Raw genomic sequence first — 17,673 nt, 5'->3', positions numbered from 1 at the left:
GACACGAACGGGTGGTTCCATAAATCTATCGTGATCTGCGCTAAGGTTCCTTGTGCAACCACTCGGCGTGCTTGGGCGCGCGCTTGGTCCGGCTCCACTCCTCCAGCATCACCGGCGCCAGTTCCGCCAGTTCCGCATATTGCTCTGCCGTGCCGATGTTGCAGGCCAGTTCCAGCCGGTGCCCGTTGGGATCGAAGAAATAGATCGAGCGGAAAATGCCGTGGTAGGTCGGCCCCAGCACGGCGATGCCCTCGGTCTCCAGATGCGCCTTGGCCGCCAGCAAAGCGGCCTCGTCTTCGACCTCGAACGCCAGATGCTGAACCCAGGTAGGCGTGTTCGCATCGCGCCCCATCTCGGGCTGCCCCGGCAATTCGAAGAACGCCAGCACATTGCCCCCGCCACAGTCGAGGAACACGTGCATGTAAGGATCGTCCTCGCCGGTAGAGGGCACCTTGTCCTCGGCAAAGGCGGTGGTGTAGCGCATGCCCATCACGCGCTCGTACCATTCCACCGTCTCCTTCGCGTCACGGCAGCGATAGGCGACGTGGTGGATGCGCTTGATCTGCGGGATCATGCTGCCGGTTCCTCCACTTTCAACACTCCGCGCCGCATCTGGTCGCGCTCCATCGACTGGAACAGCGCGGTGAAGTTGCCCTCGCCAAAGCCTTCATCCTTCTTGCGCTGGATGAATTCGAAGAACACCGGCCCGATCTGCGTTTCGGAGAATATCTGCAACAGCAAACGCGGATCGCCCTTTTCAGTGGAGCCATCCAGCAGAATGCCGCGCCGCTGCAATTCGTCTACCGGCTCGCCATGCCCCGGCAGGCGCTCGGCCAGCATCTCGTAGTAGGTTTCGGGAGGTGGCGACATGAAGGGCGTGCCGATCGCCGTGAGCTTGTCCCAACCACCGATAAGATCGTCACAGGCAAAAGCGATGTGCTGGATGCCTTCGCCGTTATAGGCGCGCAGGAACTCCTCGATCTGCCCGCCACCAGCTTTCGCTTCCTCGTTCAGCGGAATGCGGATCTTGCCATCGGGAGCAGTCATCGCGCGGCTCGTCAGCCCGGTATATTCGCCCTTGATGTCGAAATAGCGGATCTCGCGAAAGCCAAACACGCGCTCATAGAACGCTGCCCAATGCGCCATGCGCCCGCCATAGACGTTGTGCGTCAGGTGATCGATCGTGTGGAAACCCGCGCCCACCGGATGCCGGTCCACGCCGGGCACATATTCGAAATCAATGTCATAGATTGAAAGATCGCCCTGCGGCGCGCCTTCATAACGGTCGATCAGATAGATGATCGAACCGCCGATGCCGCGGATCGCGGGCAGGCGCAGTTCCATCGGCCCGGTGCGCACTTCCACCGGCTCAGCCCCGCGCTCCAGCGCCGTGGCATAGGCTTTGGCCGCATTGCGCACGCGCCAGCCCATACCGCAGGCGGAAGGGCCATGTTCCGACGCGAAGTAGGCGGCGGGGCTGCGCGGCTCGTAATTGGCAATCAGGTTGATCCCGCCCTGCCGCCACAGTTGCACCTGCTTGGACCGGTGATTGGCAATGCGGGTAAAGCCCATGCGCGCGAACACCGGCTCAAGCATCCCGGCCTCGGGCGCTGAAAACTCGATGAACTCGAACCCGTCGAGGCCCAATGGGTTCTCGAACAGATCGGTTGATGGCTGCTGCTGGCTCAAACTCACTCTCCAAGACACACACGGCAGACGGCTGGGCCTGCAAAACTGGTTTCAGTTAATACCAGATTGGCGCTGTCTTGTCCCGAAAATTCGGTGCATGCATCGTCAAATGCGGTCAGCCGCCAGCAAACGGTCCAGATGCGCGTCCACCAGTTGTCGCAGATCGGCGAAAGGAAACTCGGGCCGGGTAAGCAGGATCGAGACTAGGCCGTGGATGCCGGCCCACACCGATTGCGCGGCCAATTCTGCTCGCGCCGAGTCGGCAATGATGTCCGCATAGGCCTCACGCAGGATAGAGAACGCCGAGATTCCGGCTTCCAGTCCGCGGTGCATCCCGCTTTCATCGTCCACCGCTATGTCGGCGTGGAACGCCACACGATACGCCGCAGGCTGCTCCAGCCCGAAGGCGATGTAGGCCAGGCACAATTCGCGCACCCGGTTCGCCCCGGTCAGGCTCGCGTCAACTTCGCCCAGTCGCTGTGCAAGCTGCTGAAAAGCGCGAATGCAAAGTTCCACCGCAATGGCATCGCGATTGGCGAAATGGGCGTAGAGCGAAGGCTGGCTGATCCCCACCGCCTGAGCAATCTGCCGGGTGGTCACCGCTTCCAGCCCGTGGCCCAGAAAAAGGCGCTGCGCCTCATCCAGAATTTGCTCGCGCCGGTCAGTAACCCGCTTGCCTGCGTCCTTTGTGGCCATGCCGCCTTTTCCGCTCTTGACCGGTCAAGGTCAACCTATCATTGATAGACTATCAGCGATAGGTTGCGGAGTCGAACCTAATGAGGGCAAGGCGCTTTGGTGGGGCAAAGGCGGCGCAAGGGCTGTTGGTGGCAGGCTTGGCGGCGGGTGTCCTGACGGCTTGCAGTAAGCCAGCGGACAAGGCTGAAACCGCAGTACCCGTGGTCGTCGCCGTTTCGCCGGTGGTGGACGGCGCAGGCGTAGCTACCGCCTCTGCAACGCGCTTTCCGTTGCGCGTGCTCTATGATCGCGAGGCGACGATTTCCCTGCGCGTCGGCGGCACGCTTTCGGCGGTCAGCGTCCACCCGGGCGATGTAATTCCCGCAGGTGCGATGGTCGCCGCGATCACACCCACCTTGCAGGCCGAAGGCGAACGCCGTGCCGCGACCGAGGTCGACAGGCTGGAACGCGCTGCGCGCCGCAACACCGAACTCCTGCCACAAGGCGCGGTCTCCGAAGCCCAACGTGAAGACACGCAGTCTGCACTTGCAGCAGCCCGCGCATCATTGCGCGCCGCCCGCTATGACCGGGCCTCCACCATTGCTCGCACGCCGTTTGCCGGTCTTGTTCTCGCTCGGATGCACGAAGTTGGGGAGACCGTTGCACCCGGCGAACCCATTGCCCGCGTTGCCGATGTGAACAGCCAGTTGCTGGCCCGCGCTGCCGTTTCCCCTGCCGTTGCCGCCGCCGTTGCGCCGGGCACCACGGTTCAGGTTTCCATTGCTGGTCGCGCACCGATCATGGGCCGCGTTCTGCGCAAAGGCAGTGCAGCCGACACCGTAACCGGCACTATCGACGTTGATATTGGCCTTCCGCGCGCCAGCGGCCTCGCCAGCGGATTGACCGGCAGTGTCGCAATCGCTGGATCGGCTGCTGCACCAGAGGCAGGCGGCACGCTGCTGCTCCCCGCCGAAGCGCTGATCGACGCCAAGGGCGCTCAGGGCCACGTCTTCGTGATCGACCCGGCCACTTCGGTCGCACGCCGCACCGCAGTGCGCTTGCACGGACTTGCCGGAGACATGCTGCGCGTCGAAGGCCTGCCGCTCACCACCCGCGTCATTACCGCGGGCGCAGGCTTTGTGCGCGATGGTCAGAAGGTGCGGGTGGACGGACGATGAAGTTCAATCCTGCCGCTTTTGCGCTCAATCGCTGGCAATTCACGCTGATCGGCGTGCTGTTGCTCGCCGCGCTCGGCCTCGCCGCGCTTTTCACCATCCCGCGTACCGAAGACCCGCAGCTTGATCCCCCGATCTTCGTCGTCACCGCCGTGCTGCCGGGCGCTTCGCCGGGTGAGGTTGAGGAGCAGGTTACCCGCCCGGTCGAAGACGCGGTCCACAAGCTGGACAATATCCGCGAAGTCCGCTCGCGCAGTAGCGATGGCCTGTCTGTCACCCGGATCGAACTGGACTGGGGCACCGACCCGGACAGCAGCTACGACAAGATCACGCGCGAAGTCACTGCCTTGCGCAGCAGTCTGCCAGCGGGCCTCTTGCGGCTCGACATCATTCGAGGCCGCCCGATCAACGTCTCGATCATCGAAGTCGCATTGGTCAGCGACCTGCTGCCGATGCGCCGCCTTGAAAAGGTGGGCGACGATTTGCGCGAAAGGCTTGGCGCGATCCCGGGCGTGAACGAGGTGAAAGTCTGGGGCGCGGGCCGCACCGAAATGCGCGTGTCGCTCGACTTGCCCCGCCTTGCCGCACTGCGCCTGCCGCCCGCGGCCGTCGCCAATGCCTTGCGCACGGCCGGGCAGGAAGCTCCTATCGGCGCGCTCAACGCGGGCGACCGGCGCTTTGCGGTGAAGTATGGCGGCGCTTTCCGTTCGCCCGAGGCCATTGCCGCCGTCCCGCTCGCCAGTGCCGATGGCCGCGTGCTGCGCGTGGGCGATGTGGCGCAAGTGGGCTGGGCGCAGGATGATCCCGACCACATTACCCGCTTCAACGGCAAACGCGCGCTGCTCGTCACAGCCACGCAAGGCAAGGACCGCGATGTCACGCGCCTTTCGCAAGGCATCTCCACCGAACTCGATGCCTTCGAGCGCACGTTGCCGGGCGGGGTAGAGCTCGTGCGCGGCTTCGATCAGGCCGAAAACGTGCGCCACCGCCTCGGCGGACTGACCCGCGATTTCGTGATCGCGCTGCTGCTCGTCAGCCTGACGCTCCTGCCGTTGGGCCTACGCGCCGCTGGCGTCGTGATGATCGCCATTCCACTCTCGCTGCTGATCGGCGTCGCCATCCTCGGGGCGCTCGGCTTCACACTGAACCAGCTGGCCATCTCGGGCTTCGTCCTCGCGCTCGGCATTCTGGTGGATGATGCCATCGTGGTGGTCGAGAACATCTCGCGCTGGCTGCGCGATGGCGCGGACCGGACCATCGCCGTAATCGAGGGTACCGGTCAGATCGCACTCGCTGTGCTTGGTTGCACCGCCTGCCTGATCTTCGCCTTCGTGCCGCTGCTGGCCCTGCCCGAGGCTTCGGGCGAATTCATCCGCTCGCTCCCCGTCGCGGTCATCGCCACCGTCCTTGGCTCGCTTGTGGTCGCTTTCACCGTAACCCCACTCGCCGCGCGCGTCATGCTATCGCGCGAGGAGCATCCCGAAGGAAACCGTCTGTTTCAGGCCGTGCAGCGCGGCATCCAGCGCTTCTACGGCCCCGTCCTCCACCGCGCGCTGGACAAACCGAAGCGCTGGGTCACCGGCCTGCTGCTCGTCTGCGCGCTCTCGGTGCCACTGCTCGGCGTGATCGGCTCCAGCCTGTTCCCGCCTGCGGAAACCCCGCAATTCCTCGTCCGCGTGGAACTGCCCCAGGGCACCGCGCAGCGCCGTACCGATCAGGCGGTGCGCTGGGTGGAACAGACCGTCGCCCGCCACCCCGAGGTAAGCTGGACCTCGGCCAACGTCGGGCGCGGCAACCCGCAGCTCTACTACAACGTTCCCCAGCGCGAGACTGACCCGGCTTTCGGGGAAGTCGCCGTCAGCCTCCACGAATGGCAACCGGGCAAATCCGACGCCCTGCTTGCCGACCTGCGCCGCAGCTTCGACAAATACCCCGGCGCCCGCATCAGCATCATCACGTTCGTCAATGGACCGGAAGCCGAAGCCCCCATCGTTGTGCGCGTAACCGGCCCCGATGTCGCCCGCCTTGCGGCGCTGGCCCAGAAGGCAGAAGCCGCGATGGCCGCTGTCCCCGGCGTGCGCGACATCGGCAACCCCTTGCGCCAACCCCGCACTGACCTGCATCTGGCCGTAGACGAACCCGCCGCCGCCGCACTCGGCGTCGCCCCCGGCGCGATCCGCGAGGCGTTGCAGATCGGGCTTTCGGGCGCAACCGTCGCCAATTTCCGCGATGCCGATGGCGATGACTATGGCGTCACCGTGCGCCTGCCCAATGCGGGCCGCGCTGAACTGGCAGACCTCGGCCAGATATTCGTCGCCACGCGGGCAGGGGCCAGCACCCCGCTCTCGGCCATCGCCACGCCGCAACTGCAGTCCGAACCCGCACGCATAGACCGCATCCGCCGCGCCCGCATGGTCACGCTCACTGCCTATGTCGAACCCGGCGTGCTGGTGTCCAAGGCAACGAAGGCTGTGCTCGCAGAGGTCAAGGCTGCACTCGATCTGCCCCCCGGCTATGCCATTGCATTGGGTGGAGAGGCGGAGAACTCATCGCGCAGCTTTGCTGGCCTTGTCCCCGCCATCGTCATCGCCAGCCTTGGCATCCTCGCCGTGCTGGTGCTCGAATTCGGGCGCTTCCGCACTGTTGCAGTGGTCGCCGGGATCATCCCCTTCGGTTTCCTCGGTGCGGTCGTCGCGCTCTGGCTCACCGGCAATTCGCTGTCATTCACCGCCGCCGTCGGCCTGATCGCGCTGGTGGGAATAGAGATCAAGAACTCGATCCTCCTTGTCGATTTCACCCAGCAGCTCGAACGCGAAGGTCTCTCCGTCCGCGCCGCAGTGGAGCGCGCGGGCGAGTTGCGCTTCCTGCCGGTCCTGCTCACTTCCATCACCGCCATCGGTGGCCTGCTGCCGCTGGCGCTGGCGAACAGCGGATTGTTCTCGCCAATGGCCATTGCCATGATCGGCGGACTGATTGCGTCCACCGTGCTCGCCCGCGTCGCTACCCCGGTCATGTACCTGTTGCTTGCAGAAAAACCCGCAGGAGCAACCGCATGAAACGCCTCGCGCTCCTCCCGCTCACGGCGCTCGCCGCCTGCACCGCCGGGCCGAATTATGCCCCGCCCGAAGTGCCAGTCGCCCCCGCATGGCGCGCGCCAGTCGCCCCCGGGCAAGCCCAGTCACAGCCTTGGTGGAAAGGCTTTGCCGACCCCGTCCTCGAACAGCTCCAAAGCGAAGCGCTCACCGCCAACCTCACGATAGAGCAAGCGCTCGCCCGCCTCGATCAGGCCCGCGCCGCCGCTGGAGCCGCCAGCGCCGCTCGCCTGCCCGCCGCGCAAGTTGACGGCACCGCCGCCCGCGCGCAGCAGTCGCTCAATTCCGGTCTCGGCCAGCTTTCGCGCTACGTGCCCGATCTGCCGCGCACTGTGAACAGCGGCAACGCCACGCTCAACGGCTCATGGGATCTCGATTTCGCCGGCGGGCTCAGGCGGAGACAGGAAGCCGCCCGCGCCAGCGTCGACGAAGCCGAAGCCGGTGTTACCGCCGCACGCCTCGCCGTCTCCGCTGAACTTGCCCAAGCCTACTTCCGCCTGCGCACAGCCGAAGCCCAACGCATCGCCCTTGGCCAGATGGAAAGCCTCGCGCGCGAACGCCAGCGCATCATGGCCGCACGCATTGCTGCCGGGGCAACCTCTGCTGCCGAGGCCGAACGCACCAGCGCCACCGCCGAACAAGTCGCCGCCGCCCTGCCGGAAACGCTCGCCCGGATCGAGGCAGAGCGCGCGCGCATCGCCGTGCTGGTCGGCCGCTCCCCCTCGCTCCCGCCAGACCTGTCCGGCAGCTTCACCGCGCAAACGCCCGATCCCGTCGCAGGCCTTCCTGCCGCCGTCCTGCGCGCCCGGCCCGATGTCGCAGCAGCCGAAGCGCGCCTCGTCGCCGCCAATGCCGCCATCGGCGCAGCAATGGCCGAATACTGGCCCAGCCTGTCGCTCGGCGGCCTGATCGGCTTTCAAAGCAACCGCTTCGGCGAACTGTTCACTGGCGATTCCGTGGCGATTCAGGGCGCTGCGTCCCTGCGCTGGCGGCTGTTCGATTTTGGCCGGATCGATGCCGAAGTCGCCCGCGCCAAAGGGCGCAACCGTGAACTTCTCGCCGCCTATCGGGAGACCGTGTTGCGCGCCACGGGTGATGTCGAAACCGCCCACTTCGCGCTGGCTGCCGCACGCGAAGCGCTCACGCATGGTGAAGCGGACCACGACCTGCGCCGCCGCGCACGCGATCGCGATGCCGCCGCGCATAAGGCCGGAGCGATCAGTCGCGAGGCCCTGACCGCATCAGATTCTGCGCTCGCCGAAGCGTTATTGCGACTGGCCGACCTGCGTGGTCGGCAAGCCGTTGCAATTGTTGATCTGTCTCGCGCGCTGGCCTTGCCGACCCAACAATAAAATGACATAGTTCCCGCGCTATTTCAGACCTTTATGGTGCCCTGATGTCATGCCGCAACGCTCGCTGCCCAAGCCTGACGAACAGCGCCTGCGGGAAATCGCGGTCAATCTGCGGCGCGCCTTCTCCGTGCCCGATGATCAGGACATCACCCTGTCCGATCTGACACTCGCTCTCGATTCCCCTGAGCTCACCGCCATCTTCCTCGAAATCCGTGCCCTGCGCGAAGAGGAAATGCGCCGCCTCGAACGCCTGCTCTCACGCATAGCAGACAACGATCCCTAACATCCTCCCCGTTTTTGCGAATGCACAAATGGGGAGGTGGCAGGCACCGCAGGTGGCTGACGGAGGGGCAAATTTCGCCCGCCGAACTGGTCATGAAAAATCAAGAAATGGTGCCGGCTAGAGGATTCGAACCCCTGGCCCCCTGATTACAAATTATAGCGTCGTGCTGAAATCGTTGGGTTTCTTTGTAAACCGCCTGATTTTATGGCTTTGTTTTTCAATAGCTTACAGATCGGTGTAAACCTATTTAGCCCGCCGCGTTGGTGGTAATGTGTTCCTTGCAGGTCGGGCATTTATAGATATCGGCTTTGCTTGCACTTGGCACGCAACCCAGTTCTATCAGCTTGCCATCCCATATCCAGCAGCGGGGGCAGACTTTGCCTTCTGGCAGAGGTCGGGTGGCGCGGGTGAAGGCGATGCCTTGGAGTGCGATGTCGGCCGTGATCGCTTCGATCTTCTCTCGTAGAGCTACGATTTCTCGGCTTTGCTCTTCGCGTGCGATCAGCAAATGCGCGGCGGCGTTTAGCCGGTATTGTTCAAGCTCTTTCATACGGCCTCCGGTGTGATGCGCCGCAAAGTGCGCCTGACTCTTTACCGGATCAAGCGTAGCCACTGGCCGTCATGCGCTCAAGCGGTCGACCAGGCTTACGATTACGCGCTCTTCATCTACATATCTTGCACGGATTTCGGCGATGCGCTGACTGGTCCAGCCTACTATGCGCGAGATTTCCTGATCGGTCAGGCGGTGGGTGGCGAGGAACGTGACATAGGTTCCTCGCAGATCGTGCAGGACGCGGTCGAAACCTTCGGGCTTTACCCTTTGCCAGACGGACTTCACGCCGCTTTCGCCCCAGCCTTCGCCGCGGCTGTTGCGCAGCACGGGGCCGGTGCGGCGCTGGGGGCCGGTGCGTTTGCCGTGTTCGTCCTTGTCCTTCGGTATTTTGGCCTCGAGCTGCTTCAGCAGCGCGCGCAGTTCGGGCAGGATGGGGATGACGGCGCGGCGTTTGCGCTTGCGCGTGCGATCGATCACGATGGCCTTTTCGCCCACCTGTTCCCATGTCAGCCGCACCAGATCGCCCAGGCGCAGGCCGGTGAGGCGGGCGAGACGGATCACGTCCATCAGGTGGGCGGGGATCGCGGGCTTGCCGTCCTTGTCCTTGGCATCGGCCAGCGCTTGCCAGTGGTGCGCTTCCCAGACCTGATCGGACTTATCGACGCGATGCATTTGCGGGATCCGCGCGGCGACATTGACCGTCACGATCGCGCGTTCCATCGCCCAGCCCAGCAGGGTTGCCATCATCATGCTGGCGCGGTCTGCGCTGCGGGGCTGGCTGGACCAGCCATCGCGCCATTCCACGATTTCACGGCGCATGCGCTGATCGTTGAAAGCGGCGATGGGCGCGCGCCCGAACTTGGCGCTGATGCGGTCCAGCCACATGCGGTAGTCCGATTTCGTGCGATCGGCGAGGCGCGCGAATTCGGGGCTGCCCCGGTATTCATCGATCACATCATCGAGCGATTCAATGCGGCCTCCACGCTTAGTGGCCTTGGCCTGTTCGGCCAGTGCGGCAGACAGCAGGGCCTGATCGATGACGGGGCGGGGGCCGGTGCATTTGTGGATGCTGGGGCCGCCGCGCCATGCGTAGACGTGCCACGTGTCAATGCCCGACTTGTGCGGTTTACGAACGACGTGGACGCCGGTCACGATTCTGTTCCTCTGTCTTCCAGGCACTGAACGGATCCTCCGGCGCCGCTGGTGTGGCGGCCGGGGGCAAGAAAGCAATCCCATCGGTGCGGATGTCAATGCCGAAACCGGTGATGTCGATGCCGTGCTGTTCGATCGCCTTGAACGCGCGCGCGATCTCCTTGTCGCTGATCAGCGTGCGGCGCGGGTTTCTTTGGGCGTCGGCGGGCATGGGTTATCCAAAGAAAGCTGGACCCCGGATCAGGTCCGGGGTGACGAAGAAGGGGTGAGTGCGGGTGGCCATCAGGCGGCCATGTCTGCCAGCACGGCGCGGCGGACGGCGATGCCGAAGGCGGTGAGCATGCGGCCGATGCGAGGATCGCTGCTGAAATCGCACAGGCCCAGCGGGCGCAGGATGCCGATATCGGTGGCAGCGGCAAGGCAGCCATCGGGGCGCATCACGGCGGTGGCCAGCGCGTGGCGCACGTCTTCCGGCAGGCTGCGGGCATACATGGCGGGATCGGGGATTTCGGCAAGGTGCTGGCGCAGGGCGCGATCATAGGCGCGCTGCTGGTGGCCCCAGTCTACGATGCGTGGATCAAGGATCGGTTCGTGGATCATGCGCCGATCTCGCGCATCAGCACATCCCAGCGATACCAGCCCCAAGAACAGCCGCCTTCGTCGTCAATTTCCGGCCAAGCGGACTCGCCTTCATCGTCACATTCTTCGCATTGGCACCACTGAATACGTTCTTCGCGGGGCCGACACAGGTTGTTCCCAGAATAGCCGCATCGGGCGCGACCGCACTCTTCCTCAATTTCGGCGAGGATATCGTATATGTTCTCGGCAACATCGTCGTTTTCTTCCCACGCGCTGTCCACGCGAACGACATGGTAATTCGGGCGCTGGTTGATCGTGGAGATGCAGAGCAGGCGCATCCCGTCGCCAAATGAGCATTCGCAGACATAGGGCGTCAGCATCCCGCTATCGCCATGCGTCCAAAGCGTGCCGAGGAATGGCTGCTCGATCACGTCTTTCAGCATCTGCAGGTTGAGCAGATCACCAATCACCATATCGCGTGCCGCAATGGCAGGCACCACGTTATGCCGCCAATGCTCTTGCGGGTTTTGCCATCGCCCGTCCACGTTAAGCTTGATGCTTTCAGGCCTGCTGCCATCGGCCACCACGGTTGCGTAAGTCCGTTCGCCGTGAAGCTGCAGGACAACGCGCTGGCTATGATGAAAGTCGTTTACATCAGTCATGCGGCCTGATCCTTCGCCGCTTCACCCAACTTGCCGACTTGATTCCCCCAGCTGGACCAGCCTTCGCGGGTGGAGCGGGCGAAGAGTTCCACGCGGGGGTGATATCCGTACAGCTTTTCAAGATCACCATAGACGCGATCGGGTTTGCGGCTGTGTTCGCGGCGGGGTTCGACGATCAGCTGGGCCACGCTGTGATCGAGCACGCGCAGGCCCTTGCCGCGTTTGAACAGCAGGCAGGTTTCGGCCTGCTTGCGCGTGTGCTTGCCCATGCCTAGCGGGGCGGGCGGGACATCATCGGTGAACATATCGACCTGGTTGGGCTTGAGCTGGCGCTGCTTTGCCCAGACGAACAGATCGGTGACGTAGGTGAAGCCCCACGCGCAGCCAAGATCCAGCGCCTGATCCAGATGGCTGCCGATGACCCACATGGCCAGATGCGCGTTCTTCGCCGCGATCGAGGCGACGGGCATGGCCTTCAGATCGGCGGCGGACATGGTGGCGTAGTGATCGGCCTGCCGTTTTGATGTGGGCGTGCGGTGCGCGCCGTTCCACGACACGGTCTGCCAGGGTGGATCGGCGTAGATCAGGGCGAAGGGGCCGGGTGGCAGGGGGTTGGTCAAGGTTCAAGACCCAGTGTCTTGGCGACAGCCATTTGCTCCGCTTCTTGGATCAACCGTTCGATGAGACGCACTGCATCCCAGCTCTTCACTGTGCCTTCCCAGTCTATGCATTCAGCCAGACGTTCAGGGGTGACAATGATCGGGGCACACTTTGCGCAGATGATCGACCTGTGCCGCTTTTCACGCTCATATGGCGGGCCGCTGTAAAAATCGGGGCCATACAGAATCGGCACGCTGCTCATCGCCATTTCCTTGCAAGGCCGAGGGTGATCAGGTGTTGCCCGGCGTCGCGGCCGTTCACGGTGACGCGGGCGAGGGTGCGGCCATAGGTGTCCTTGCCCTGGCGCTGGATGATGACGCGCCCGCCCGCCAGAAACGCGCGCAGGGCATCGCGGGCGGCGATGGCCTTGGCCGGATCGCACCATGCAGGGTTGCGGCTGCGCGCGAGGCGGCGCTGCGATGAAGGGCTGCACCGGCTCGATCCGCGCAGCTCGGGCGCATCGATGTTCAACAGCCGGATGCGTTCGGTGCCGCAGCGGATGGAGTCACCATCGTGGACGGTGGGGGTGACGCACATCGCGGCGGCGAGGGTTAGGGCGGTGATCATGGCTTTGGACCTTCCAGCAAGCGCGGCGTGACCGGGTGGCCCAGCGCGTCCAGTGCCTTGGCATAGTGGTCTGCCCTTGCCTGTTCGGCTCCGGCTTCGGTGGCCAGAGTATCTGCCTGCTGCCGCAATGCCAGCGCGCGCGTTTCGGACAGTTTCCAGCGGCGATAGAGCACGTGTTCAGGGGTGTCCGCATTGTGCGGGTTGGCGCGTTGGCGGGCCATCAGCGTTGCTCCGAAGAAGCTGGACCCCGGATCAAGTCCGGGGTGACGGGGGTTGTGGGGCGGTGTGCAATCGCGAGGGGGCTGTCTGGATGGCGGGCGATGTAGGCGGCGCGCATCGAGTCCAGCATGATCTGGAAGCCGCGTTCTTCGACTATGCGATCAGACATGCCGGAGACCGATGCAGCGGCGACCCGACGCAGCCAGGGCTTGGCGTTGTAGGCCATCAGTTGCTCCGCTCTGCTGTGCAGGTTGGCGGCGGGCCTGCGTGGAAGGTGACGATCCAGTTGCCTTCCACGCGGCCGACGGCGATGTATTCTTCGCCGTCGGAGATCTCGTCGCTATCGCCCAGCAGCTCTGCCAGTTCCGCGCAAAAGTCTTGGTGGCGCGTCTCGCTTTCGCCGATGTAGATGATGTTGTCGGCATCCCAGCCCGCGCCCGGACCAAAGCGAACAGCGAAGAAGGTTTCTTCCGGGTGGATGGGCCGGGAGAGAGTCCAGCGGCCATCGTTCTTGCGTGCTATGATGTCTTCGGACCAGAGTATGGCGGACGATTTGTAGGCTGAACCGTCGATCGGGAATTCGGCATCGCCTTGCCAATAGCCGTCATCCAGATCTGGCTCTGCCAGCCATTGTGCCCAGCCTTCGAGCGTGGGTTCGCAGGGCACGGTTTCGTCGCTGAAGTCGTTCAGGAAGAAGCTGCGGGTTCCGGGTGTTGTGCTGGTCATCGGTCAGGCCTCTGCGTCTTCGGGTTCTTCGATCGGTTTGACGTGATCGGGGAATTCTTCGGCGAGTTTGGCGATGCGTTCCGCTTCGGCGCGTTCGGCTTCGGCGGCTTCTTCGTCTATCAGGCGGGTGGCTTCTTCGCGGTGGGCCTCGATGTCGGCCACTGGCACGCGGATCTGGATGGCGACGAGCATGAAGTTTTCGTCGTCGGGATCTTCTTCGACCATGCGGGGCTGGTACTTCGGCCAGAAGGTATGGCCGTCCAGTTCGGTCCCTTTGAGCAGGCCGCCAGTCAGCTGCGGAACGGCGAGGCGTGCGGCGCGCAGACCGATGTGATAGTTGCGGGCGCTTTCGCGGCGTTCGGCTTCCCAGTCGTGCTGTGGCGCAGGCTCTGCCGGGGTGGCAGGCGCGAAGAAGGCTTCGATGCTGATCCCGTCACCGTCCATGCCATAGATGGCGATGCACTTCTTGCGCTTCGTTTTCGATACCTGATCGGCGCTGTGATAGGTGAGTGAGAAGCCTTCGGGCTTTTTCACCGTGTAGGCGCTGTTCAGGGTGAACCGGCCTTCCTTCCAGCCATCAGCCTTGGCCATGTTCTGCGCGAGTTCGCTGCCCTTTTCATTGGCCAGCTTTTCCAGCAGGGCCACATCGAGCACGCGCTGTTCGCCTTCGCTGCCCATGAACATCTCGGTTTCGATGCGGCCACCGGCAGCGCGGTAGGCAATCTGGCCGACGAATTCCATGCGGTGATCGTCAAGCGAGCAAGTGACGCCGCGCAGGCGATTGCGGATGTCCTTGGCGGTCAGGGTGTAGGGCGTCTTCTTCACCGCGTTGAACACGGTGCGCTGCACTTCGTGGTCTGACGTGCCGGCATAGGCCTTGGCAATGTCGAGCGTGATGGCATTGGCGCGCAGCGCGTCCAGCACTTCGGGGCAGAGCGTGGCCAGGCGCAGGCGGCCTTCGACGTGGCGGACGGTGGCGCCGAAGCGTCTGGCGGTGTAGGCCACGGCGGCGCTTTCGCTTTCGCTGTGCTTTGGCGACATGCGCTGATCGACGATGGCCTTGAAGGCGGCGAATTCGTCGGCCGGGTTCATGGCGACCTTGTGCAGGTTTTCCGACAGGCTGGTTTCGCTGGCCTGGTCACGCTCTTCGACCATTACCGGGACGGGGTGATCTTCGGGCAGGCGTCCGTCTGCGGCCAGCAGCTGCATGGCCTGATAGCGACGGCCACCGGCGATGACTTCGAACTTGTCGGCCCAGCGGTTTTTGCCTTCAGCTTCGTCCACATTGCTGGTGGTCCAGTGGGCAGGGACGACGACGAGGTTCTGCTTCAGACCGCGCGCGGCGATGTCTTCGGCCAAGGCCGCGATATCGGCATCGCGTTCGGTGTGGCGCACGTTCAGATCGGACAGCAGCAGCTTGTTCAGGGGTAGGGTGGTGATGGACATGGTGGGAGTCCTTGGCAGAAGGAAGAAAGCCCAGGCCCGGATCAAGTCCGGGCTGACGGAAAGGGGAATCAGGTGTGGGGGCGGGCGTGGCAGAAGCGGTCTGCGCAGGCGCTGGCCTTTTCGCGGCTGACCCGTTGATCGCACTGGCCGCACCAGCCTTTGCCGGTGGTGTCGAAGGCGAAGGCTTCCCGTTTGCCGGGAGGAGTCTTTGCCGTCGACCTTCGGTCGAGAGGCACGGCTCCGCTAATGCCGCCTTGCGGCGTCATGCCGGGAGCCTTGGCTGGTGCAGGTGATGCAAGTTTTGGCAATGGAGCCAGCGCACTGGGCGGGAACAGGCTGGCGTCTATGCGCGTAACCGGCGCTAAGGTTACAGGCCGGGCCGCGGGTGGTTCTTCGCCCTTGGCTGCCAGCAGCATGGTGGCGGCGATGGCGGCGTGGCGGGTCAGGGCCGGGTGACTGGCGCGGTAGATCAGGCCACGGCTTAGCCACAGATCGGGATCGACTTCGCCGATGGCGGTGATCAGATCGGCCAGAGGCACCGGATCATTGGGCAGATCATCGAACAGGCTGACCAGCGAATGGAGCAAGGTGGACGATTGGCGCACGGCAGTTTCTGGATAGGCAGCGCGCAGAGTGTTCAGGGCGAAGCTGACATGCGCAGCGCCTTTCGTGGCATAGATAGTGACCAGCGCGGGGGCGCATTCCAGATCCCCGGGTTTCCAGATGCCGGTATTCTTGGTGCGGGCAAGCCGCCAGCCCGAATGCTCGATCAGATCCAGTACGGCCTTGGCCTGCTCATCGCCAGCGGCCAGCATGCCGTGGAAAACCTGTGGTTGGGACAGCTTCTGCCGCCGTGTGTTCAGATCGACAAAGGTCTTTGCCTCGCCCTTCAGATCGAGCGATGACAGGATCGAGCATGGCAAATACGGAATGTCTCCGCGCGCCACGGCCCCGGCATGGCGGTGCTGGCCATCCAAGATCAGCAGTGCGCCATCATCGCGGCGCGAAACAACCAGGGGCTGACACAGCGCCCAGTTCCATTCCTTCACCATGCCCGCGATGATGCGCCGCGATTGCGCACTGTCGGTTGCGCGCTGGTACGTGGCATCGACCGCAAGCCGACCGACCGGCACGTTTTCAAGGCTCGACGGCGCGCCGATCTGGGGGCCTATTTGTATTTTGGGGGTGGCGGGAGCGGTCATTGATCGACTCCGGTTGTGGCTGGAAAGAATGCCCGCCACATCGCGCCCAGCAGGAAACCGATGTTCAGGCCGATCAGCAGCATGGTTGCCCCGACGACGATCAGGGCTGTGGTGGAATGGCCAATGATGGAAGTGGGCGTCATGGCGGTTGCTTTCAGAAGAACGCGGTGCGGATGAACAGGGCCGCGCCCAGCGCCAGTGCCGCGAGGGGCAGGGCGAACTGTCGGAACAGTTGCGCGCGCGATGGCGGCGGTGGGGGCGCGGGATGGATCATGGGGTTAGCACCAGCGCGACAAGGCCGAGCAGCCATGCGCCGCCGACGATGGCTGCGGGAACGCAGACCAGCAGGAATGGCAGTTCCTGCGCGTGGCGTGCCATGTCGCGGCGAAGCAGATCGGTGATGTCTTCATCATCGTGCGAAAAGGGTGCGGGGAAGGAGGGCCGTGGCGTTGTTTGTGATTGGGTTCGCGCGCGCATCAGGCGGCATCTTTCTGAAGCACTGCAGCTTGATAGGCGGGCACGTGGTGGCCGTTGATATCGTATGCCAAGTGCAGGCAGATGCGTTGCAGGGCGGCGGCGGCGCTGGTGAGCGCGGCGTCGTCTGCTGCGGCGAGATAGCGGTTGAATGCATCGTCACGCGCGGCGGCGAGGATGGGCACCCAGTGTTCACGCGGGCAGACGTCTTCAGCGACGATCCAGCGTGCCTCGCGTTCTTGTTGGTCGACCGGGCTAATGTCGCCTTCGGCTCCATGCCGCCGGTCTCCGGGCGACTTGACCACGGCGCGGCGATCTTCGAGCAGCTGCGCGAGTTCGGCCAGATCGGCACCGCACAGGCAGGCGATGGCCAGCCAAGGGCGCAAGTGGCGCGTGGCCTCGGCAATCGACATGCCGCGGTTGCGCACGATCTGCTGGCCGCGCTGCTGGCGCTTGCGGTATTCCGCTGCGGCGATGGTGGCGATGGTGGTGATGGGGAGCTGGGTGACGGCCGCGGTCATGCTTCCGTGCCTTCGGGTTCGGTGGATTTTACGACGTCAGAAATCTCACCGGCTTGCAGTTCGATCAGGCGACCGTCGGGCAGCAGCCTCCGCAGATTACGCACGCGATCGCCGTGGCCATCCTTGCGGCCGGGCATCAGCGGAAGGGATTGGATGTAGAGATTTCCGTCCTCTTCATCGAAGCCGATGACGGCAAGGTTCTGCTCTGCATCATCGCCTTCGTGGCGGGCGCAGAGCAGCACTTGCGAGCCGCTGAAATCCAGCCAGAGATCGAGTTTTGCCGGGCCAGCCTTGGCGGCGATGGGATCGCGAAACATGAAGGGGCGGTTCATCACGCTGCCCTCCGCTTTTTGCGAGGGCGCTTGCCGATGGCGGCTTCTTGCGTGGCGAAGATCGTGCCGGGTTCGGCGCGGTAGGTATCGCTGGCGCTGCGGGTGGCAGGGTGGCGCTGGTGGGCCACGAGGTGGCTGCCATCGGCGTTGGTCTGGATGATGCGGACCTGTTCCCCGTGGGGCGCGACATAGGCCGTGCTGCCGGGGTGGGGGAATTCTGATGGTTGCTTGAGCATGGATGCCTCCTGAACTGGCGTCCATGATAAGTGATGGATTTATCCACCGTCAAGTGGGAATTGTGGATTTATCCATCA

General features: G+C 64.0%; 25 protein-coding genes. 4 read left to right on the top strand and 21 right to left on the bottom strand.

Annotated features, from left to right (window positions below; translation table 11 throughout):
- Nucleotides 1-40: 40 nt before the first annotated feature.
- The 3 genes from Q8R81_RS09695 to Q8R81_RS09685 form a co-directional block, all read right to left on the bottom strand.
- Nucleotides 41-574, bottom strand: coding sequence for a VOC family protein (locus Q8R81_RS09695; RefSeq protein WP_305617276.1), 534 nt, complete (start codon nt 572-574; stop codon nt 41-43).
- The gene (hppD, locus tag Q8R81_RS09690) at nt 571-1,695 is read right to left on the bottom strand and encodes a 4-hydroxyphenylpyruvate dioxygenase (RefSeq protein ID WP_371135349.1); all 1,125 of its coding nucleotides are present in this window, start codon (nt 1,693-1,695) and stop codon (nt 571-573) included. The genes Q8R81_RS09695 and hppD overlap by 4 nt, the downstream gene beginning before the upstream one ends.
- A 99-nt stretch (nt 1,696-1,794) precedes the next feature.
- Nucleotides 1,795-2,385: a TetR/AcrR family transcriptional regulator gene (locus tag Q8R81_RS09685; RefSeq protein ID WP_305617274.1), complete on the bottom strand. Its 591-nt coding sequence runs from the start codon at nt 2,383-2,385 to the stop codon at nt 1,795-1,797.
- Between the two features lie 80 nt (nt 2,386-2,465).
- Between Q8R81_RS09685 and Q8R81_RS09680 the strand changes: the two genes are divergently transcribed.
- Genes Q8R81_RS09680 through Q8R81_RS09665 form a run of 4 tightly spaced genes read left to right on the top strand, consistent with a single transcriptional unit; the run spans nt 2,466 to nt 8,266 of the window.
- Nucleotides 2,466-3,542 (top strand): efflux RND transporter periplasmic adaptor subunit, encoded by a 1,077-nt coding sequence (locus tag Q8R81_RS09680; protein ID WP_305617272.1) that lies wholly within the window; start codon nt 2,466-2,468, stop codon nt 3,540-3,542.
- Nucleotides 3,539-6,595 carry an efflux RND transporter permease subunit gene (locus tag Q8R81_RS09675; RefSeq protein WP_305617270.1) on the top strand — a complete coding sequence of 1,019 codons (3,057 nt, stop codon included), beginning with the start codon at nt 3,539-3,541 and terminating at the stop codon, nt 6,593-6,595. The genes Q8R81_RS09680 and Q8R81_RS09675 overlap by 4 nt, the downstream gene beginning before the upstream one ends.
- Nucleotides 6,592-7,983: an efflux transporter outer membrane subunit gene (locus tag Q8R81_RS09670; RefSeq protein WP_305617268.1), complete on the top strand. Its 1,392-nt coding sequence runs from the start codon at nt 6,592-6,594 to the stop codon at nt 7,981-7,983. The genes Q8R81_RS09675 and Q8R81_RS09670 overlap by 4 nt, the downstream gene beginning before the upstream one ends.
- A gap of 49 nt (nt 7,984-8,032) precedes the next feature.
- The gene (locus Q8R81_RS09665) at nt 8,033-8,266 is read left to right on the top strand and encodes a hypothetical protein (RefSeq protein WP_305617266.1); all 234 of its coding nucleotides are present in this window, start codon (nt 8,033-8,035) and stop codon (nt 8,264-8,266) included.
- A 247-nt stretch (nt 8,267-8,513) separates the two neighbouring features.
- Here Q8R81_RS09665 and Q8R81_RS09660 read toward each other — a convergent pair whose 3' ends face one another.
- From Q8R81_RS09660 to Q8R81_RS09575, 18 genes are all read right to left on the bottom strand, one after another.
- On the bottom strand, nt 8,514-8,879 hold the full coding sequence (locus tag Q8R81_RS09660; RefSeq protein WP_305617264.1) for a hypothetical protein: 366 nt from the start codon (nt 8,877-8,879) through the stop codon (nt 8,514-8,516).
- Between the two features lie 6 nt (nt 8,880-8,885).
- A complete protein-coding gene (locus Q8R81_RS09655; RefSeq protein ID WP_305617262.1) occupies nt 8,886-9,971 on the bottom strand; it encodes a tyrosine-type recombinase/integrase in 1,086 nt (361 codons plus the stop codon).
- Nucleotides 9,946-10,182 (bottom strand): hypothetical protein, encoded by a 237-nt coding sequence (locus Q8R81_RS09650; protein WP_305617260.1) that lies wholly within the window; start codon nt 10,180-10,182, stop codon nt 9,946-9,948. The genes Q8R81_RS09655 and Q8R81_RS09650 overlap by 26 nt, the downstream gene beginning before the upstream one ends.
- Nucleotides 10,183-10,253: 71 nt before the next feature.
- Nucleotides 10,254-10,571, bottom strand: coding sequence for a hypothetical protein (locus Q8R81_RS09645; protein WP_305617258.1), 318 nt, complete (start codon nt 10,569-10,571; stop codon nt 10,254-10,256).
- On the bottom strand, nt 10,568-11,212 hold the full coding sequence (locus Q8R81_RS09640; protein WP_305617256.1) for a hypothetical protein: 645 nt from the start codon (nt 11,210-11,212) through the stop codon (nt 10,568-10,570). Before Q8R81_RS09640 ends, Q8R81_RS09645 begins: the two co-directional genes overlap by 4 nt.
- Complete coding sequence (locus tag Q8R81_RS09635; protein ID WP_305617254.1) at nt 11,209-11,832, bottom strand: MT-A70 family methyltransferase; 624 nt, start codon at nt 11,830-11,832, stop codon at nt 11,209-11,211. The genes Q8R81_RS09640 and Q8R81_RS09635 overlap by 4 nt, the downstream gene beginning before the upstream one ends.
- A complete protein-coding gene (locus Q8R81_RS09630; protein ID WP_305617251.1) occupies nt 11,829-12,074 on the bottom strand; it encodes a hypothetical protein in 246 nt (81 codons plus the stop codon). Before Q8R81_RS09630 ends, Q8R81_RS09635 begins: the two co-directional genes overlap by 4 nt.
- A complete protein-coding gene (locus Q8R81_RS09625) occupies nt 12,071-12,439 on the bottom strand; it encodes a thermonuclease family protein (protein ID WP_305617249.1) in 369 nt (122 codons plus the stop codon). The genes Q8R81_RS09630 and Q8R81_RS09625 overlap by 4 nt, the downstream gene beginning before the upstream one ends.
- Entirely contained in the window at nt 12,436-12,660 is a 225-nt protein-coding gene (locus tag Q8R81_RS09620) for a hypothetical protein (protein WP_305617248.1), read from the bottom strand. Before Q8R81_RS09620 ends, Q8R81_RS09625 begins: the two co-directional genes overlap by 4 nt.
- Nucleotides 12,660-12,884: a hypothetical protein gene (locus Q8R81_RS09615; protein ID WP_305617246.1), complete on the bottom strand. Its 225-nt coding sequence runs from the start codon at nt 12,882-12,884 to the stop codon at nt 12,660-12,662. The genes Q8R81_RS09620 and Q8R81_RS09615 overlap by 1 nt, the downstream gene beginning before the upstream one ends.
- The gene (locus Q8R81_RS09610) at nt 12,884-13,384 is read right to left on the bottom strand and encodes a hypothetical protein (RefSeq protein WP_305617244.1); all 501 of its coding nucleotides are present in this window, start codon (nt 13,382-13,384) and stop codon (nt 12,884-12,886) included. Before Q8R81_RS09610 ends, Q8R81_RS09615 begins: the two co-directional genes overlap by 1 nt.
- Before the next feature lie 3 nt (nt 13,385-13,387).
- Entirely contained in the window at nt 13,388-14,830 is a 1,443-nt protein-coding gene (locus Q8R81_RS09605; RefSeq protein ID WP_305617242.1) for a ParB/RepB/Spo0J family partition protein, read from the bottom strand.
- A 68-nt stretch (nt 14,831-14,898) separates the two neighbouring features.
- Entirely contained in the window at nt 14,899-16,032 is a 1,134-nt protein-coding gene (locus Q8R81_RS09600) for a DUF6551 family protein (protein ID WP_305617240.1), read from the bottom strand.
- Entirely contained in the window at nt 16,029-16,175 is a 147-nt protein-coding gene (locus Q8R81_RS09595) for a hypothetical protein (RefSeq protein WP_305617238.1), read from the bottom strand. Before Q8R81_RS09595 ends, Q8R81_RS09600 begins: the two co-directional genes overlap by 4 nt.
- 127 nt (nt 16,176-16,302) lie before the next feature.
- A complete protein-coding gene (locus Q8R81_RS09590; RefSeq protein WP_305617236.1) occupies nt 16,303-16,509 on the bottom strand; it encodes a hypothetical protein in 207 nt (68 codons plus the stop codon).
- Complete coding sequence (locus Q8R81_RS09585) at nt 16,509-17,027, bottom strand: hypothetical protein (RefSeq protein ID WP_305617234.1); 519 nt, start codon at nt 17,025-17,027, stop codon at nt 16,509-16,511. The genes Q8R81_RS09590 and Q8R81_RS09585 overlap by 1 nt, the downstream gene beginning before the upstream one ends.
- The gene (locus Q8R81_RS09580) at nt 17,024-17,359 is read right to left on the bottom strand and encodes a hypothetical protein (protein WP_305617232.1); all 336 of its coding nucleotides are present in this window, start codon (nt 17,357-17,359) and stop codon (nt 17,024-17,026) included. The genes Q8R81_RS09585 and Q8R81_RS09580 overlap by 4 nt, the downstream gene beginning before the upstream one ends.
- Nucleotides 17,359-17,595, bottom strand: coding sequence for a hypothetical protein (locus Q8R81_RS09575; RefSeq protein WP_305617230.1), 237 nt, complete (start codon nt 17,593-17,595; stop codon nt 17,359-17,361). The genes Q8R81_RS09580 and Q8R81_RS09575 overlap by 1 nt, the downstream gene beginning before the upstream one ends.
- Nucleotides 17,596-17,673: the final 78 nt, after the last annotated feature.

This window comes from Novosphingobium sp. (genome assembly GCF_030696665.1).
In the GTDB taxonomy this organism is placed as follows: domain Bacteria; phylum Pseudomonadota; class Alphaproteobacteria; order Sphingomonadales; family Sphingomonadaceae; genus Novosphingobium.
This window is presented reverse-complemented; position numbering and strand designations above follow the sequence as displayed.

Excerpts from the sequence above, each read along its gene's own strand:
- Q8R81_RS09695 (WP_305617276.1), bottom strand. The coding sequence starts at position 574 with ATGATCCCGCAGATCAAGCGCATCCACCACGTCGCCTATCGCTGCCGT.
- Q8R81_RS09685 (WP_305617274.1), bottom strand. The coding sequence starts at position 2,385 with ATGGCCACAAAGGACGCAGGCAAGCGGGTTACTGACCGGCGCGAGCAA.
- Q8R81_RS09680 (WP_305617272.1), top strand. The coding sequence starts at position 2,466 with ATGAGGGCAAGGCGCTTTGGTGGGGCAAAGGCGGCGCAAGGGCTGTTG.
- Q8R81_RS09675 (WP_305617270.1), top strand. The coding sequence starts at position 3,539 with ATGAAGTTCAATCCTGCCGCTTTTGCGCTCAATCGCTGGCAATTCACG.
- Q8R81_RS09670 (WP_305617268.1), top strand. The coding sequence starts at position 6,592 with ATGAAACGCCTCGCGCTCCTCCCGCTCACGGCGCTCGCCGCCTGCACC.
- Q8R81_RS09665 (WP_305617266.1), top strand. The coding sequence starts at position 8,033 with ATGCCGCAACGCTCGCTGCCCAAGCCTGACGAACAGCGCCTGCGGGAA.
- Q8R81_RS09650 (WP_305617260.1), bottom strand. The coding sequence starts at position 10,182 with ATGCCCGCCGACGCCCAAAGAAACCCGCGCCGCACGCTGATCAGCGAC.
- Q8R81_RS09645 (WP_305617258.1), bottom strand. The coding sequence starts at position 10,571 with ATGATCCACGAACCGATCCTTGATCCACGCATCGTAGACTGGGGCCAC.
- Q8R81_RS09640 (WP_305617256.1), bottom strand. The coding sequence starts at position 11,212 with ATGACTGATGTAAACGACTTTCATCATAGCCAGCGCGTTGTCCTGCAG.
- Q8R81_RS09630 (WP_305617251.1), bottom strand. The coding sequence starts at position 12,074 with ATGAGCAGCGTGCCGATTCTGTATGGCCCCGATTTTTACAGCGGCCCG.
- Q8R81_RS09625 (WP_305617249.1), bottom strand. The coding sequence starts at position 12,439 with ATGATCACCGCCCTAACCCTCGCCGCCGCGATGTGCGTCACCCCCACC.
- Q8R81_RS09620 (WP_305617248.1), bottom strand. The coding sequence starts at position 12,660 with ATGGCCCGCCAACGCGCCAACCCGCACAATGCGGACACCCCTGAACAC.
- Q8R81_RS09615 (WP_305617246.1), bottom strand. The coding sequence starts at position 12,884 with ATGGCCTACAACGCCAAGCCCTGGCTGCGTCGGGTCGCCGCTGCATCG.
- Q8R81_RS09610 (WP_305617244.1), bottom strand. The coding sequence starts at position 13,384 with ATGACCAGCACAACACCCGGAACCCGCAGCTTCTTCCTGAACGACTTC.
- Q8R81_RS09605 (WP_305617242.1), bottom strand. The coding sequence starts at position 14,830 with ATGTCCATCACCACCCTACCCCTGAACAAGCTGCTGCTGTCCGATCTG.
- Q8R81_RS09600 (WP_305617240.1), bottom strand. The coding sequence starts at position 16,032 with ATGACCGCTCCCGCCACCCCCAAAATACAAATAGGCCCCCAGATCGGC.
- Q8R81_RS09595 (WP_305617238.1), bottom strand. The coding sequence starts at position 16,175 with ATGACGCCCACTTCCATCATTGGCCATTCCACCACAGCCCTGATCGTC.
- Q8R81_RS09590 (WP_305617236.1), bottom strand. The coding sequence starts at position 16,509 with ATGCGCGCGCGAACCCAATCACAAACAACGCCACGGCCCTCCTTCCCC.
- Q8R81_RS09585 (WP_305617234.1), bottom strand. The coding sequence starts at position 17,027 with ATGACCGCGGCCGTCACCCAGCTCCCCATCACCACCATCGCCACCATC.
- Q8R81_RS09580 (WP_305617232.1), bottom strand. The coding sequence starts at position 17,359 with ATGAACCGCCCCTTCATGTTTCGCGATCCCATCGCCGCCAAGGCTGGC.
- Q8R81_RS09575 (WP_305617230.1), bottom strand. The coding sequence starts at position 17,595 with ATGCTCAAGCAACCATCAGAATTCCCCCACCCCGGCAGCACGGCCTAT.